The 15073-nt window shown below is 70.2% G+C and carries 19 protein-coding genes; 12 read left to right on the top strand and 7 right to left on the bottom strand.

Annotation, left to right across the window (positions count from 1 at the left end; translation table 11 throughout):
- Positions 1 to 11: 11 nt before the first annotated feature.
- Entirely contained in the window at positions 12 to 704 is a 693-nt protein-coding gene (locus tag ACFQVC_RS07620) for a TetR/AcrR family transcriptional regulator (protein ID WP_381827921.1), read from the top strand.
- 83 nt (positions 705 to 787) lie between these two features.
- On the opposite strand, the gene ACFQVC_RS07615 is transcribed toward ACFQVC_RS07620, so the two are convergent.
- The gene (locus ACFQVC_RS07615) at positions 788 to 1366 is read right to left on the bottom strand and encodes a winged helix-turn-helix transcriptional regulator (RefSeq protein ID WP_381827918.1); all 579 of its coding nucleotides are present in this window, start codon (positions 1364 to 1366) and stop codon (positions 788 to 790) included.
- A 117-nt stretch (positions 1367 to 1483) separates the two neighbouring features.
- Between ACFQVC_RS07615 and def the strand changes: the two genes are divergently transcribed.
- Complete coding sequence (def, locus tag ACFQVC_RS07610; RefSeq protein ID WP_381827916.1) at positions 1484 to 2158, top strand: peptide deformylase; 675 nt, start codon at positions 1484 to 1486, stop codon at positions 2156 to 2158.
- 25 nt (positions 2159 to 2183) lie between these two features.
- On the opposite strand, the gene ACFQVC_RS07605 is transcribed toward def, so the two are convergent.
- Positions 2184 to 4040, bottom strand: coding sequence for a cellulase family glycosylhydrolase (locus ACFQVC_RS07605; RefSeq protein WP_381828316.1), 1857 nt, complete (start codon positions 4038 to 4040; stop codon positions 2184 to 2186).
- 251 nt (positions 4041 to 4291) lie between these two features.
- Between ACFQVC_RS07605 and ACFQVC_RS07600 the strand changes: the two genes are divergently transcribed.
- From ACFQVC_RS07600 to ACFQVC_RS07590, 3 genes are all read left to right on the top strand, one after another.
- Complete coding sequence (locus ACFQVC_RS07600) at positions 4292 to 4714, top strand: hypothetical protein (RefSeq protein ID WP_381827914.1); 423 nt, start codon at positions 4292 to 4294, stop codon at positions 4712 to 4714.
- A 226-nt stretch (positions 4715 to 4940) separates the two neighbouring features.
- Positions 4941 to 7496 carry a polysaccharide lyase family 8 super-sandwich domain-containing protein gene (locus ACFQVC_RS07595; protein ID WP_381827912.1) on the top strand — a complete coding sequence of 852 codons (2556 nt, stop codon included), beginning with the start codon at positions 4941 to 4943 and terminating at the stop codon, positions 7494 to 7496.
- Between the two features lie 88 nt (positions 7497 to 7584).
- A complete protein-coding gene (locus tag ACFQVC_RS07590) occupies positions 7585 to 8334 on the top strand; it encodes a VOC family protein (protein ID WP_381827909.1) in 750 nt (249 codons plus the stop codon).
- Between the two features lie 84 nt (positions 8335 to 8418).
- Here the strand turns inward: ACFQVC_RS07590 and ACFQVC_RS07585 are convergent, their stop codons facing one another.
- Positions 8419 to 8703: a hypothetical protein gene (locus ACFQVC_RS07585; RefSeq protein ID WP_381827906.1), complete on the bottom strand. Its 285-nt coding sequence runs from the start codon at positions 8701 to 8703 to the stop codon at positions 8419 to 8421.
- A gap of 60 nt (positions 8704 to 8763) precedes the next feature.
- Here ACFQVC_RS07585 and ACFQVC_RS07580 point away from each other — a divergent pair, with 60 nt between their 5' ends.
- Positions 8764 to 9156 (top strand): helix-turn-helix transcriptional regulator, encoded by a 393-nt coding sequence (locus ACFQVC_RS07580; RefSeq protein WP_381827903.1) that lies wholly within the window; start codon positions 8764 to 8766, stop codon positions 9154 to 9156.
- A 73-nt stretch (positions 9157 to 9229) separates the two neighbouring features.
- Here the strand turns inward: ACFQVC_RS07580 and ACFQVC_RS07575 are convergent, their stop codons facing one another.
- On the bottom strand, positions 9230 to 9433 hold the full coding sequence (locus tag ACFQVC_RS07575; RefSeq protein ID WP_381827901.1) for a DUF6479 family protein: 204 nt from the start codon (positions 9431 to 9433) through the stop codon (positions 9230 to 9232).
- A gap of 444 nt (positions 9434 to 9877) precedes the next feature.
- On the opposite strand from ACFQVC_RS07575, the gene ACFQVC_RS07570 reads away from it, so the two are divergent.
- Positions 9878 to 10528: a hypothetical protein gene (locus ACFQVC_RS07570; RefSeq protein ID WP_381827899.1), complete on the top strand. Its 651-nt coding sequence runs from the start codon at positions 9878 to 9880 to the stop codon at positions 10526 to 10528.
- Between the two features lie 98 nt (positions 10529 to 10626).
- On the opposite strand, the gene ACFQVC_RS07565 is transcribed toward ACFQVC_RS07570, so the two are convergent.
- Both ACFQVC_RS07565 and ACFQVC_RS07560 read right to left on the bottom strand, forming a co-directional pair.
- Complete coding sequence (locus tag ACFQVC_RS07565) at positions 10627 to 11019, bottom strand: hypothetical protein (protein ID WP_381827896.1); 393 nt, start codon at positions 11017 to 11019, stop codon at positions 10627 to 10629.
- A gap of 138 nt (positions 11020 to 11157) precedes the next feature.
- Positions 11158 to 11694, bottom strand: a complete 537-nt coding sequence (locus tag ACFQVC_RS07560) for a cysteine hydrolase family protein (RefSeq protein ID WP_381827894.1) — start codon at positions 11692 to 11694, stop codon at positions 11158 to 11160.
- Positions 11695 to 11828: 134 nt separating this feature from the next.
- Here ACFQVC_RS07560 and ACFQVC_RS07555 point away from each other — a divergent pair, with 134 nt between their 5' ends.
- The 3 genes from ACFQVC_RS07555 (at position 11829) to ACFQVC_RS07545 (ending at position 13518) form a co-directional block, all read left to right on the top strand.
- Positions 11829 to 12377 carry a flavin reductase family protein gene (locus tag ACFQVC_RS07555; RefSeq protein ID WP_381827891.1) on the top strand — a complete coding sequence of 183 codons (549 nt, stop codon included), beginning with the start codon at positions 11829 to 11831 and terminating at the stop codon, positions 12375 to 12377.
- Positions 12378 to 12481: 104 nt separating this feature from the next.
- Positions 12482 to 12853, top strand: a complete 372-nt coding sequence (locus ACFQVC_RS07550) for a VOC family protein (protein WP_381827889.1) — start codon at positions 12482 to 12484, stop codon at positions 12851 to 12853.
- A 236-nt stretch (positions 12854 to 13089) separates the two neighbouring features.
- Positions 13090 to 13518 (top strand): hypothetical protein, encoded by a 429-nt coding sequence (locus tag ACFQVC_RS07545; RefSeq protein WP_381827887.1) that lies wholly within the window; start codon positions 13090 to 13092, stop codon positions 13516 to 13518.
- 38 nt (positions 13519 to 13556) lie between these two features.
- Here the strand turns inward: ACFQVC_RS07545 and ACFQVC_RS07540 are convergent, their stop codons facing one another.
- The gene (locus ACFQVC_RS07540) at positions 13557 to 13823 is read right to left on the bottom strand and encodes a GlsB/YeaQ/YmgE family stress response membrane protein (RefSeq protein WP_381827884.1); all 267 of its coding nucleotides are present in this window, start codon (positions 13821 to 13823) and stop codon (positions 13557 to 13559) included.
- Positions 13824 to 14114: 291 nt separating this feature from the next.
- Between ACFQVC_RS07540 and ACFQVC_RS07535 the strand changes: the two genes are divergently transcribed.
- Together ACFQVC_RS07535 and ACFQVC_RS07530 are read left to right on the top strand one after the other, a co-directional pair.
- Positions 14115 to 14831: a HemK2/MTQ2 family protein methyltransferase gene (locus ACFQVC_RS07535; protein WP_381827882.1), complete on the top strand. Its 717-nt coding sequence runs from the start codon at positions 14115 to 14117 to the stop codon at positions 14829 to 14831.
- Positions 14815 to 15042, top strand: a complete 228-nt coding sequence (locus tag ACFQVC_RS07530) for a CDGSH iron-sulfur domain-containing protein (protein WP_381827880.1) — start codon at positions 14815 to 14817, stop codon at positions 15040 to 15042. Before ACFQVC_RS07535 ends, ACFQVC_RS07530 begins: the two co-directional genes overlap by 17 nt.
- Positions 15043 to 15073: the final 31 nt, after the last annotated feature.

The raw sequence follows: 15073 nt of genomic DNA, 5'->3' as shown, positions 1-15073 counted from the left end.
CGGTGTCCCGCATGACTGTCTGGGACCGTCCCGAGCCACCCGCCCGCCCCGTGCCGCTCGACCGGGAGCGGATCGTCGCCGCCGCCCTCGCGCTGGCCGACGAGGGCGGCCTTGAGGCGGTGTCGTTGCGCAAGGTCGCCGCCCGGCTGAACGCCGGCCCCATGCGGCTGTACGGCTATATCTCCACCAAGGAGGAGCTGTTCGACCTCATGGTGGACGCCGTGCAGGCCGAGATCCTCCCCGAGGAGCGGCCCGGCGACTGGCGGGAGGCGCTGAGCGTTCTGGCCCACCGCACCCGGCAGGCCGCTCTCCGTCACGAATGGCTGGCCGACCTGCTCGGCGGCCGTCCGGCCATGGGCCCGAACGGCCTCGCCGTGGCCGAGTCCACGCTGGCCGCCCTCGACGACCTCGCCGACATCGACACCGTCATGCGCGCCGTGGAGACCGTCAGCGCCTACTGCACCGGCGCGATCAGACGCGAGATCACGAACCTGCGGGCCGAGCGCGCCACGGGCCTGTCCAAGCACGACTGGCAGCGCGCCAACGGCCCGCACATGACGCGCATGCTGGCCACGGGCCGCTTCCCGGCGCTGAGCAAAGCCGTGTACGACGGCGCGGACGTGGACGCCGAGGAATCCTTCGCGACCGGCCTGGACTGGGTCCTCGACGCCGTGGCCGCCAAACTCACCCGGCCGCGGACGTGACGCTCAGCGCTTGCCGTTATCGAGCGAGGAGATGAGCGAGAAGGCAAGCGAGGACGGGCCCGGGCGAACGCGCGGCCCCGGCCTCATCCCTGCCCCTCGCCGCCGGACGCGTCAGGAAGCAGGGGGAACAGCCGAGCGATGAGGGCGACCGGGCGAGCGCCGTCGGGCCGGGCCAGAGGGCGTTGTTCGCGGTCCTGGTAGGGAGCGAGCGCCCGTCGGATCACCTCCGCGACCCGGCTCATCTCGTCGGGTGTCAGATACGCGACGGCGCTGAAGGCCTCGTCATGGCGCCATGAGGGCGGGACCTCGTCCCGCTGGGACAGCCAGCGCTGCCAGCTTTCGTCCTCAAGACCCCGGGCCAAGTCACCGAATTGCTGCTCGGCGGCCGCGGGCCCGTCGGCCGCAGGGGTCTGCCGCCTCAGGCGCCAGGGGCGGGCACGGCCCCCGCTGTGCGGGGCCTCCTCGATGTAGCCGTGACGTGCGAGCTGGCGCAGGTGGAACGAACAGAGGCCGGAGCTGTGGCCGATGCGGGCGGCGGCTTCGGTCGCCGTGACGGTGCCGACTTCGGCGAGCAGGTCGAGCAGAGCCGTACGGACCTCGTGCTCCCGCAATTCGCTGCCGGCTGCCTGGCCGCCCGGTGCATTGAGGTCATCTTCAGTCACTTTGCAAAGTCTGCTACTTTGCAAAGCCGTTGGCAAGGGGCAGTCGAGCAGTCGGGGCGGCAGCGCCTTGGTGACGCGTCAGCAGAGTGCGCAAGAGGGAAGACAGGGGAGACAGCCATGTCCGTTGGTCACGAGCGGCCCGGCGCCACGGACCGTCGGGTCCGCCTGCAGGGCAGCCCCGTTGACGACTGTCCGGCGCTGCCGCCCGAAGCGGACCGGGGCGCGGTCCGCAGGATCACGGTGGTGGGCGAAGAGGTACTGAGCCGTCCGTGCCGCGAGGTGAACGAGTTCGGGACTCCCGGGTTGTCGGCGCTGATCGACGACATGTTCCTGACCATGTACGTGGCCGACGGCGCCGGCCTTGCCGCCAACCAAGTCGGCGTGGACCTGCGCCTGTTCGTGTACGACTGCCCGGACGACCAGGGCATCCGGCATGTCGGCCACATCGTCAACCCCGTCCTTGAGCTGCCCGGACCGGGCAGCCGCCGCCTCGTGGACGACTTCGAGGGCTGCCTGTCCGTGCCCGGAGCCACGATGACGGTCCCCCGCACCGACCGCGCCGCCGTGCGCGGGTTCGACAAGGACGGCAACCCGCTCCTCATCGAGGGAACGGGGTACTTCGCCCGCTGCCTGCAGCACGAGTACGACCATCTCGTGGGCCATACGTACCTCGACCGGCTCTCCGCACGGGACCGCAAAGACGCGCTGCGGCAGATGGCCGAGCGCAGCGACGACGTCTTCGCCCAGCGCGCGCACAAAGCCGCGGGGGGCCGACTCCGGCGCCCGAGCTGAGCGGAGAGCCCCCTCGCGACCCGCCTCAGGGCCACCGCACCGATTCCGCCCAGCGGCTCAACTCGCCCAGGACGGCACGGCGTTCGTCCGGAGTGGACGAGGCCCCGGTGACCAGCGCGAAGTGCACGTCGCCGGGGTCCCGGCCGACCGCGGAGAGCAGCAGGCGGCGCGCGTTCGTGCCGCCGGGTTCGGCCGCGATGGCGCCTTCGCCCAAGTCGGAGACGACCGTGGACGTCTCCGGGTCGAAGCCGCGCGGCAGATGCAGCTCGGTCGGGGCTCCGTCGCTGTCACCGCCGCGCCACACCAGTACGCCGTAGGGCTGGCCGGAGGAGCCGAGCAGACGCTTCAAGTGCGGCATGTCGGCGGGCAGTTGGTTCCAGCTCGTGGCCTTTCCCTCCTCGCGCGAGCGGTCCTCGTACACAAAGGCCAGCGTGCGGCCCGCGACGGCGCTCGGGTAGAGCCGGTCGATCAGCCGGTGGTCCTGGCGGAGTTCGGTGCGGCCCTGGCCGTCGAGGCGTACGGCGGACAGGTCCTCGCCGTTCCACGCGTCGCCCTCGGTGAGGGTCTTGTCCGGGTTGCCGTTCATCTGCTCCCGGTGGCGGCCGTTGTAGAGGTCCCACTGCCACTGGGTGGAGGACAGGACCGGCCCCGACCCGGCCGGTTTCCGCCACCAGTCCGCACCGCTCAGGGCGCTGTCGAGCGCCTGGTACTCGCCCTTGACGACGGAGGGGGCCTTGTCGGACGAGGTGCCGGTCAGGGGATGTCCGAACTCGCTGACCACGGCGGGGGTTTCGAGGGACCGCGACCTGTCCCGTACGAGATTGAAGTCGCCGTTGTACTGCCCGTCCTTCGCCTTGTCGAGCTTGAAGAAGCCAGACATGGTCTGCTGGTCGTAGAAGTGGGTGTTGAACACATAGCGCGGGCCGAGGCCGCCCACGCCCTGGAGGCCGCCGGGCTGCTTCATGAAGAAGAGGTTGGAGTTCCAGAACATGCCGGGCTCCACGAAGGCGGGCTTCGCGCGCCAGCCCGCCGCGTCCATCCGGGCCCGGAACCTCTCGTAGAACGGCCAGAGGCGGTGCTGCTCCCAGGACTTGTTGTCCTCACCCTTCGCGTACTGTCCGGCGTAGGGCTCGTTGTACGGGTCGAAGCCCGCGACGCCCGCGAACTCCCGCGCGTCGAGGTGTCCGGCGAGATACGCCATGGTCTTCTGCGCGGTGTCGAGGAAGGCGTCCTGGACGCCGATCGTCCCGTTCTCCGTGGTGAGCAGGCGGTTGTGCCAGAAGTCCCGGGCCGCGTTCTTGACCGCCTGGTTCTGGGTGATGTTCTGGCCCCAGTGGACGCAGATCCCGCAGAACTCCTTGCCGTAGCCGCCCGCTTCGATCACCCAGCGCGGCGCGCCGTCGCCCTGGTACCAGCTGCCCTTGCCGAACAGGTGCTGGGAGAACAGGTCCTGGTGGAAGTCGGGGAACACCCTGAGGCCCACCTTGAGGAACTCCCGTATCTGGGCGGTCGCCTGCCGCAGATACGTGGTGTCCACGCGGCCCGGTTCCGGCTCGGCCGCCGACCAGGACAGCAGGAACCGCACCGTGTTGGCGCCGCCCTGTTCGCGCAGCGCGCGGGCCGACTTGCGGGCGTCGGCGACGGAGGCGAAGGGCAGGCCGCCGTTCTCGGCGAGCTTGGTCTCGCCCGAGACGTTGAAGCCCCGCAGCACCACTTCACGCCCGTACCCGTCGACGAACCGCGCGCCCCGTACGGACACTTCGGTGGCCGCGCTGTCGTATGCAACACCACTGCCGCCATCGGCCGTCCCCCACTCCGCCGCGGCCACCGGCGCTCCCCCGTACAGGCCGGAGACGAGCACGGCGAGCGCGGTGCCGCCCATGACGGCGGTACGGATCCTGGGCCTTGTCACACGTGTCGTCGCTTCCGTTGCCATGGGCGCACGATTTCCGTGGGCCCGCGAAGGGTCAAGAGAAGATGCCGACGGAGGGCGTGAACGTATGGGCGGCGTGCGGTGAAGGCGGGGGAAACTGCTACGAACGGGGCGAGGGGTGACATGGACAACACGCCAAGGCCTGATCGGCGATCGCGTTGCCCAGTTCGCTGAACAGCGGGAAGAAAAGTGAAGGACGCATGACCGAGCACGGATTCGACCTGCCGCCAAAAGCCCCGCCGGAGGTCATAGCCCAGCGCAACGCACTGGCCGACCAAGCCTGCCACGCACTGGCCCAAGCCGGGATTCCGGTTCACCGGATCGTCCTTGGCGGCGAGTCCGAAGGCAGGCCCGGGGCGGAGGTTCATGTGGACCCGCTTGCCGACGGTGGGGTGCTGGTGGAATGGAATACGAGTCCGGAACTGGCAAGAGCAGCTGTGAACCTTCTGGCGGGCGGAGTTGATCCTTCAGATCCGCCCTTTATGCTTCGCCATGCCGGAACTGTCCAAACCTGTATGCGGGCCGCTCTTCTGGAAATTCTTGCCTCGGCGCGATTCCACGTCGAAGAGGCGGATGGGCATACCTACGGGAGTGCTGTTCACGTATGGGGCTTCCGGCCCTGATCCCACCGGTCAGGCCGCGTCGATGCTGAACCATCACGGCGTCGACGCGGCCTGACGCCGAACTCACCGCCGCAGGGCGCCGAACCCCTGACCGGCAGGTGTCGTCGGCCCGGTGTCGCATACCTGGAAGGTCACCGCCAAACCGAACGGAAGTAGCCTTGCCGCCACCCCCCGCATCTGCTTGACTCCGCGCCCCGAAACCCCACCCAGCAGCGGGAGTTGCGCCATGGAGATGACCCGCAGAGGCCTGTTGTCCGCCCTGTCGGCCGCGGGGCTGCTCGCCGTGCTGCCGGCGTGGCCGGCCGGTGCCGCCGACCGGTCGCGGCTGCTCGCCAACACCGTGGCGCTGTTCGCGGGCACCGCAGCGTCCAACTCCCGGCCGGAGACGGCCGCCAAGCGGGCCGCGATCACCAGGACCGCGCAGGCGAACATCGCGGAGCTGGATGCCGCCGGTCCGGACGAGCTGTTCGCCGGCCTCCCCCTCGGCACCAGCGACTCCAACCTCAACACCACTTACCGCAAGCTTTACGAGATGGCCCTGGCCACACGCACGCCCGGCACGCCGGGCCCCGCCGAGGGCGGCCTGTTCGGTGACGTCTCCGTGCAGCGGCGGGTGATCGACGGTCTGGTCCTGCTGCACGAGCGGTACTACGGCGACCAGTCGAAGGGGTACTACGGCAACTGGTTCTTCTGGGAGATCGGCATCTCCCAGCACATCAGCAGGACGCTGGTCCTGCTCGCCGACGAGACAGCCGCGTACCGCCCCGCCCTGATCCGCACCTACGTCGCCTCCATGGACGCCTATCTGCGCAACGGCACCGACGGTGACGTGAATCTGGACTCGCGCTTCCACACCGGCGCCAACCTCGCGGACATCACCACCAACCGGATCCTGCAGGGCGCTCTCCTCGACGACGAGGCGCGGGTCCGCAAGGCCCTGACCGACCAGCTGACGGTGTTCGTCACGATCGACCCGTACGACCTCAAGCACGGTGTCACGGACGGCCATTACGCCGACGGCTCCTTCATCCAGCACTCCTCTGTCGCCTACACCGGCTCCTACGGCAAGGGTCTCCTGACCCGGGTGGTGCAGACCCTGAAGATCCTCGACGGGAGCGGCTTCGCGCACGGCGAGAACCTGGTGCCGACGATCGTGGGCTGGGTCCGGGACGGCTTCGCACCGCTGCTCTTCGAGGGCTGGATGATGGAGATCGTCAAGGGCCGGGCGGTGTCGCGGCCGGACTCCGGCTACGTCGACGCGGCGGTGGTGGTCGAGGCCGTCGTCGACCTCTCCGTCCTCGCGGGCGGGGCCGACACACGGGCCCTGCAGAGCTACGTCAAGCACATCCGGGCCACTTCGCGCGCCGCCCTCGACCCATCGGTCTTCGTCTCGCCGCTGAGCATCGTGGCCTACGCCGACATCCTCGCCGACGCATCCGTCCCTGCCGCCGATCTCAACGCCGCCTCGCGCAGCATCGCCTTCAACGCCATGGACAGGGCCGTGCACCGCCGCGCGGGCTATGCCTTCGCGCTCGCCCGCAGCTCCGAACGGATCAGCAAGTACGAGTACATGAACGGCGAGAACCTGATGCCCTGGTACCAGGGCGAGGGCGCGTACTACCTCTATCTGTCGGGCCAGGACCAGACACAGGCGTACGGCGTCGACTACTTCACCACCGTCTCCCCCTACGGCCTCGCCGGTGTCACCGCCCCGGTCGAGCGGCGCCGCACCGTCCCCGACCTTTACGGCAAGCCCTTCTACGACAACCCGGACCATCCGCTGCACTTCACGTCGTCATCGGAGTCCCAGAACAAGTACGTCTACTTCCCGCGCGGCACCGCGGCCCACTCCGGTGGTGTCGTCCTCGGTGCCTACGGCGCGGCCGCCATGGTGCAGTCCGACGACGCCGCCTGGCGCGACCGGGCCCTGCTGCCGGGCGACTTCGTGGTGTACCGCAACGCGACGGCCACCAAGTCGTGGTTCATGTTCGACGACGAGATCGTCGTGCTCGCGGCCGGTCTCGGTGACCGGGCACAGCGGGCGGTGACCACCACGCTCGACGCCCGTACCGCCCTGCCGGGCGACGCGGTCACCGTGACCGGGGAGTTGGCCGACGGGCGCCCCTGGAACCCCGGTACCAGCGGCAGCGGCAGCGGTACCGCCGACCTGCGCTGGCTGCGCTACGCGAACACGACCCGTGCGGCCGCCGTCGGCTATGTCCTCCTCGACGCCCCGCCGGTGACGGTCTCTCTGGGCGAGGTCTCCCGCAGCCGCCGTGTCGTACGCACCGCGAACCCGGACACGACCGTCACCAGGACCGTGTTCGGCGTCACGGCCGCGCAGCCGGCGGGCGCCCGACTCTCCCGGCTGGCCTACGCGTTGGTGCCGCATGCGAGCGAGCGGCAGCTGCGCTCCTACCGGCACGGCCGGCTGCGCGTCCTCGCCAACAGCACCCGTCTGCAGGCCGTGACCCACGCGGGCCTGGGCCTGAGGGCCGTCAACACCTTCACGCCCGGCCGCCACGAGGTGGCGGGTCTCCGTGTCGACGGGCCGGCATCCGTCCTCGTTCGGGACGACCGTCGCGACCGCCTCTCGCTCGCCGTGTCGGATCCGACGACGCACCGCGACACCGTGACCCTGCTGCTCCGGGGCCGACACCACCTGACGGCGGTCGAGGCGGACGACGCCGTACGCGTACGCCCCGTCCCCGGCGGCACCCAGGTCGAGGTGCGCACGCACCATGCCTACGGGCGCGGCTTCACGGCCGTCTTGAGCGGCTGAACCAACGAGGACTGTTCCTGGCCTATATGCGCACTAGCGTCGGCCGCGTCACTCACACAGGGCGGGACACAGGGCGAAGGAGCACACGATGAGCCAGGTCAGCCGGAACCAGCCGCTGGGCACACCCACCTGGATCGACCTCGCGGTCACGGACGTCGACGCCGCGAAAGCGTTCTACGGCGCCGTCTTCGACTGGGAGTTCGCCACCACCGCGGGCGGCACGCACTGTTTGCTGAACGGTCTGCCGGTCGCGGGACTGCGTCAGGCCGACGACGAGGCGGAAGCGGGTCACGGCTGGATCGCCCACCTGGCCACGGACGACTGCGACGGCCTCGCCAAGCGGGTCACCGCCGCCGGGGGCACGCTGCTCGACGCCCCTCATGAAGTCGGAGACCTCGGGCGCGCGGCCCTGGCCGTCGACCCGACCGGGGCACGGTTCGGGCTCTGGCAGGGGCGTGCGCGCCCCGGCTGCCGGCTGGTGAACGAGCCCGGCACGCTCGTCCGCAACGACCTGGTGACCACCGAGCCGGGCGCCGCACGGGCCTTCTACAGCGCCGTCTTCGACTTCACCCTGGACGGCAACGAGGACCTGCCCGGGATGGACTTCACCTTCCTGCGTCGCCCGGACGGACACGAGATCGGCGGCATCCTCGGCCTGCCCGACGCCCCCGCATCGGCCTGGGCGACCACCTTCGAGGTGGCCGACACGGACGAGACCGTGGCCCGGGCCACGGCGGCCGGGGTCTCCTCCGTCACCCGGGAGGAGACCCCGTACGGCCGTTCCGCCACCCTCACCGACCCGTTCGGAGCGGAGTTCTCCGTGATCGCACGCCCTTGATCCCGGCGCTTCGGCGATCCCTGCGCATCGGCGATCCCGGTGCTTCGGCGCTCAGCCGCCTCGGTGCTCAGCCGCTTGCGACACTCAGCCGCCGTTGACCCGATGGTCGTCGGCGAGGGTGAGTTCGAGGGCGTCGAGCACGCTCGCCGGGGCGATCTCGTTCTCGGCCGCACCGCGCAGGCAGGCCAGGACGTGGTCGATCATCGCGGTGTACTGGTCGGCGGGCGGCAGTTCGAGGTCACGGGCGCCGTCGGCGGTGTACGCGGTGACGGTGCCGGCCGGTTTGCCGTCGAAGCCCATGGACGCGGAGGCTTCCAGGACGCCCTCGCTGAAGGTGGCGGTGTAGCCGCCGCGGGCGCCCCACGCCATGGGCACCAGCGAGGAGACAGAGGCAGTTCGGCGTCGCGCCGCGTCGAGCCGCACGCGCTGGTGGCCGCCGGAAACCACTGGTACTTCGTTGCGTACGACCTCCACAAAGAAGCCTGGCGCACCTTCCGCGTCGACCGCCTCACCGGCCCGGCCGCCACCGGCCACCGCGTCCCCGCACGCGAACTGCCCGCGCCCGACGCCGCCGCCTATGTCGCGGCCACCATCGCGACGGCCCCTGCCCGCCACACCGCCCAGGCCACCGTGCCGGAGCCCGCCGAGACGGTCCGCGCCCGCACCGGCGCCCTGCCCCAGCGCGTCCGCCCCGTCGACGACAAGCACTGCACAGTCGATCTCGCCGCCGACGACCCCCGCCACATCGCCGTACAACTCCTGCTGCTCGGCCCGCAAGCGGCGGTGCGCGGGACGCCCCAACTCGCCCCGCATCTCCGATGAGCCGGGCGAACGACTGCTGCGCGCCGCCGAAGCGCTCGAAGCGGCGGACTGACCGGGAAAGGGCCGAGCCGGACTACTGATCATTGTCGCGGGAGTCGGGTTCCTCCCATGAGCCGGAACGGGGCTGCGGCTCCTGCGGAGGGCTGGGGCGCTCTTCCACATTGCGCCGCCCTCTCCAGAACAGGAACAGCAGAACCGCGACGATCACAACACCGATGATCACGAGCAGCAGAGACTTCCCGCCGCCCGCCGCGAGCACACTGGCAAGTGGAGTCATCTACTCCACCTGCCTCCGCCAGGCGCACAGGACACCCTCGGCTCGCGTTCGACCACTCGATCGGCCGACACCATGGTGCACTCGGCACAGCCGGGTGTACCGGGTGCACCCCAGTCCCTTCCCGTGGCGCAAACGTGGCCGGCTGGCGCCGCTCCAGGGCCCGTATCCACCCCTCGCGCCCAACTCCCTTCCCCCCGCGCGGAGTTCCCCACGAAAGGGCCCGGAACACAGCCGACCATGTGCAACAGCCGATACGGGTGTCACAAGTGACACAGGTGACAGTCGAGGCCCGAGCACCCGGACAGGGGCGAAACGGTCCCCGGCATGCCCCGCCGCCAGCGCGTTTTCGGCCACTCATATGCTTGCCCCGCTAAGCCGATCGTGCGCCAGTTCCCCGCCCAACTGAGCAGGCGCGATGGGGGAGATCGACCACAGGAGACTGTTGTGTCCCGCAGTATGTTCAGCCGTACGTCCACCCGCAGCGCCCGCCGTACCCGTGTGCTGCGCGCCGCCGCGCCCGTCGCGGTCCTGGCCCTTGCCCTCACCGCTTGCGGGGGCTCCGACTCCGGCGGCAAGTCGGACGACAAGGCGCAGCAGGGTGCGTCCAAGCCGAAGGGCGACGAGCCCGAGGAGGCCCAGGAGGAGTCCGGCCCGATGAAGGCCGGCGAGTCCGCCACCGCCTCCTTCAAGGAGGACGACGCGAAGATCACGTACGAGATCGCCGCGCAGAAGATCGACCTGAGCACCGAGGCCGAGGCGCAGAAGATGGTCGACGACCCCAAGGACGCCAAGGGTCTGGTCGCGGCCACCGCCCACGTGAAGTTCACCAACAAGTCCGGTGGCGTGGTGGAGAGTTCACCCAACGTCGGCATGGAGACCGAGATCTACGCGGACGGCGCCCGCGGCGGTCTGCTGATGTTCGCCTCCGAGGACGCGGCCGGCTGTGAGGACACCGTCGACATCGAGAACTGGAAGGCCGGGGAGAGCCACACCATCTGCCAGACCTACATGGTTCCGGCGGGCGCCAAGGAGCTCGAGGTCCGCTGGCCCGAAAAGGGCGGCGCGACGCACAGCTGGGCCTTCGCCGCCAAGTAACCGGACCGGTTACCCGGTGACCACGTACGCATCCTCCTGCGGACAGCCGCCCGCAGGAGGATGAGTGCGTCAACGCCCCGCCGGGCGACAACATCGGCCTAAGCGGCGCCGAAGCGCAGGAAGCCGGCGATCCGCGGGGAGAACGTGAGCGAGCTGTGCTCGCCGAGCGCCGCGCGCACACCTGCCGCCACGTCGGCGTCCGGCTCGCCGAACACCTCGAAGTTCTCCACCGTGCAGTGCTCCATCACGTCCTGGATATACGGGTCGGCGAGCTTCCAGTGCAGCCGGACCGCGTCGGAGTCCCGGTAGAGCTGGAAGCTGTGCGCGAGCATCCGCTCCTCGTCTACGAACGTCTGCACCATCAGCTGCGGCCCGTGCTCCTGCGCGAACTCCACCGCCCGGGCGATGGCAGCGCGGAAGCCCTCCAAGTGACCGTCGGTTATGCGCATGGTGTTTCGGAAGAGAAGAACCGCGTCGTCCTGCGTGGTCATGGGTCACCCTTTCTGGTCGTGCGCCCAGAGCGGAACGTATCAACGATCAGGGGCAAGATCTCAAGTCATCAGGGACGTCACGGGAGTTCAGAGAAGCCCGCGGAGTCGAGGAGTCCGTGAAGTCAGGCAGTGCCGACGTCAGGACGTCAGCGAGTCCACCGTCCGCACATCAGCCCCCATGTTGCGTTCCATCATGCGCAACGCGGCCTCGGCGAGGTCGGCTTGGATGTGTGCCACCGCATCGCGGACCACGGTCACCTTCAGGTGCCGGATGTGGGCGTCCAACGCCGAGTACAGGACGCACTGTTCGGTCACCTGACCGCACAGGATCACGTGGTCGACTCCCAGTTGTGACAGGAGATAGCTCAGCGGGGTCTCGAAGAAGATCGAGTGCCGTGCTTTGACGACGAAGAGGGACTTGTCATCGGGGCGGATGGGTTCGACCAGGTCGGCATGAGGGCCCGCGAGAGCGGTGGCCAGGATTTCGCCGTGGTGCGAACGCCACTCGCCGAAGTTGTCGTTGGCGTAGATGACGGGAGTGCCCTGCCGGCGGGCCGCCTCGATCAGGCGGACCACGGAAGGAAGGGCCGCTCTCGCGGCGGGCAGAAGCTGGTCGGCGTCGTCATGGTCGTATGTGTTGATCATGTCGATGACGATGACCGCGGTCTTTCCCATGGCGCCAAGGCTGCACCCGTACCGGCAGTGGTGTGGAGTGCGTCGACAGCGTGTTGCCGATCCCTCGCCGGGGGCGTGTCGGCTGGTGGACTGGCAGGTACCCGCATCCCCGAGACGAGGAGGCCACGACCGCCGTGGACGCGTTCATCGACCGCCTGGACTATCCGCTCTACGTAGTGACCGCCGCGGCCCACGGGGAGCGTGCGGGCTGTCTGGTCGGTTTCGCCTCCCAGTGCTCGATCCGGCCGGTCCGTTTCACCGTCTGGCTGTCCAAGGTGAACCACACCTTCCAGGTCGCGCGGGCGGCCGGTCACCTCGGGGTGCACACGCTGGGGCGTGACCAGGCTTGGCTCGCGGAGCTGTTCGGGGGCGAGACGGGCGACCGCGTCGACAAGTTCGCCCGCGTTCCGTGGAATCCGGGGCACGCCGCGGTCCCGGTCCTCGACGCCGCGCCCGCGTGGTTCGTCGGCCGGATCGAGCAGCGCACCGACGGGGGCGATCACGTCGGGATGCTCCTCAGCCCGGTCGAAAGCGGCGTCAGCCGGGCCGGAAGCGGCGCCCACGGTCCGCACGCCGGCACCGAAGACGAAGCCAATGCCGAAGCCGGAACCGAAGCTCCGGTTCGTCCTGCGCTGCGTCTGCGCGACACGGGCCACATCGCCCCCGGCCACCCCGTCGACTGACGTGATGCGCGTGGAATGGTGAGTCAGCCGGGCGCGACCGGGAACCCGTGGCCCGAAGGAGCGTCGCGGCATCGCATGCCGTGAACGTGGACAAGGAGAGCGTTATGCCGGTAGCCGAGTACTGTCTCGTGGCCCTGGACTGCCCCGATCCGCCCGCCCTTGCGGGCTTCTACGCCGGCCTCCTCGGCGGTGAGATCAAGCGGTACGACGACGACTGGTACGACCTGTACGTACCCGGCGGGCACCGGATCGCCTTCCAACGGGTCCCGCACCACCGCCCGCCGCAGTGGCCGCGCGCCGATGACAACTCCCAGCAGCTGCACCTGGACTTCAACGTCACCGACATGGCGGACGCGGAGACCGAGGCCCTCGCGCTCGGGGCCATGCCGCTGGATCTCGACGACCAGGACGGGAAGCGCGGCTGGCGGGTCTATGCCGACCCGGCGGGCCACCCGTTCTGCCTGTGCAAGGCCTGACACGGCGTCCGTCACTCGGCTGTGCGGGCCTCGGCACCGTGGCTGCAGCCGTCGCCGTGGTGCGTCGCCGTGGTGCGTGGCCGTGGTGCGTGGCCGTGGTGCGTGGTTTCAGCTCACGCACCACGGTTACCCACCCCCGTACTGCTGCGGACGCGGCCCGAGTCGCGGTCCGCCACCGAAGTGCCCACGCTGGTCATGACGGAAGTGGCCACGCCAGCTCACCGGAGGACTCCCCCATGAACCCGGACCCGCTCCAGGCCCCTGCCACCGGCGGTCACCCCGTCACCGTCCTGGTGAGCAACTGCGGCCCGCACGACGCGCGCACCGTCCTCGGCCGCCTCGCGTCCGTGTTCCCCGAGCGTGCCGCCGCCGACCAGGTCGCGGTGCCCGCCGAGGACTCCCCCGCGCCCGGAGCGTCCGAGCGGCCCACCGTATGGACGGCGGATCTCGATGCCGGTGCCTCGGCCGAGCCGCCCGCGTCGGGAGCGCCCCCGCAGGCGGCGAAGGAGGGGATCGAGGGCACGGTGGACGTCTCCGTACAAGGAGCGCCGCAGGACGTGGCGACCGTGCGCGCGGCGCTCGCGGACGCGTTCAGTGTGCGGGACTCGCGTGCGGCCGCCGGTGACCAGGAGCAGGACGTCGAGTTGCGTCTCGGCCCGCACTGACACGGTCACGGCCGGCCACGGCCGGGCGCATACGTGGGTCAGCGGGACCGGTGTCCCGTGAGCACGCGGTAGATGATCAGCACGAGCACCGAGCCGGCGATCGCGGCCACCCAGGTCGACAGGTGGAAGAAGCCGTTGATCGAATGGACTCCGAAGATCACCTTGCCGAGCCAACCGCCGAGCAGCCCGCCCACGATGCCGATCAGCATCGTCACCACACAGCCCCCGGGGTCCCGGCCGGGAGTCAGGGCCTTGGCGATGGCGCCGGCGATGAGGCCGATGAGGATCCAGGCGATGATGCCCACGAGTGTCCCTTTCCGTTGCGTTCCCTTGCGCGGACGAGGGCACATGTTCTGGCTGCCCGCCGCTCACAGGGATGTCCGTTCGCCCTGAGGGTTGTCCGTTCACAGCCGGTCCACACGGGACCAAGGTCCTTTCTCACGTCCGGTCTCACGTCCGGCGACCACGGAAAAGAAACAGGAGGACACCATCCGTCACCAAAGGCCACCATCCGTCACGGCTCAAGTGGTGCCCGTCCGCGAACGAGCGGAGGCTGGAAAGGGCGCCTCTCTGGTGCCGTCCGACGGGGATGCCACATGAGCACACAGACGCGGACACCGACACCAGCGCGGGCCCATCCGCCGGCACCGGTTCGCCGGGCCCGTCTGCTCACCCTGCCGGGCGTGTACGCGCCCCAATACGACACCGAGTTCCTGATGCGCGCCCTTCGCCGTGAGGACATCGGCGAGGGCGACGCGGTACTGGACCTGGGCACCGGCTCCGGGGCGCTGGCCGTGGCGGCGGCGCGGACGGGCGCACGCGTGACGGCGGTGGACATCTCCTGGCGAGCCGTGCTGACCGCGCGGCTGAACGCGTTCCTGTCCCGGCAGCAGGTCACCGTCCGCCACGGCACCCTTTCCGCCACGGAACCGGCGCCGGAGCGCGCGTACGACCTCGTCGTCAGCAACCCGCCGTACGTACCCTCTCCCCCGCTGACGCCCAGACGCGCCGCGGCACGGGCGTGGGAGGGCGGGGCGCGCGGGCGCACCGTCGTGGACCAGGTCTGCGACACGGCTTCTCGCGTACTGCGGCCCGGCGGCGTCCTGTTGATGGTGCACTCCGGCCTCAGCGGCGCCCAGGCCAGTATCGACAGGCTCCAGGGCCAGGGCATGCGCGCCGAGGTCGCCGACCGCACCTACGTCCCGTTCGGTCCTGTGCTTCGCTCCCGCCGTGCCTGGCTGCGCGAGCAGGGACTCCTGGCCGACAACGCCACCTGGGAAGAGCTGGTGATCATCCGTGCCGAACGCAGCTGAGCGCCCGCGCCGCGTCACGGTCGACCGCGACGGGCCGCTCCTGGTCGAAGGACCCGTCGAAGTGGTGGCCGATGACGGCAGTGTCGCCGTGTCCCGGCGCTTCACCGTCGCGATCTGCACCTGCCGCCGCAGCCGCACATACCCCTGGTGCGACACCAGTCACCGGCGGCGGGTGAAGGCCACAGACGGCGAACACCCTGACCGACCGTGACCACGACTGCCGCCCTGGAGGGAGGCCCTGC

The sequence above is a fragment of the Streptomyces monticola genome (assembly GCF_042665355.1).
GTDB lineage: Bacteria > Actinomycetota > Actinomycetes > Streptomycetales > Streptomycetaceae > Streptomyces > Streptomyces monticola.
Note: the sequence above shows the minus strand (reverse complement) of the source record. Positions and strands in the feature narration are given on the sequence as shown.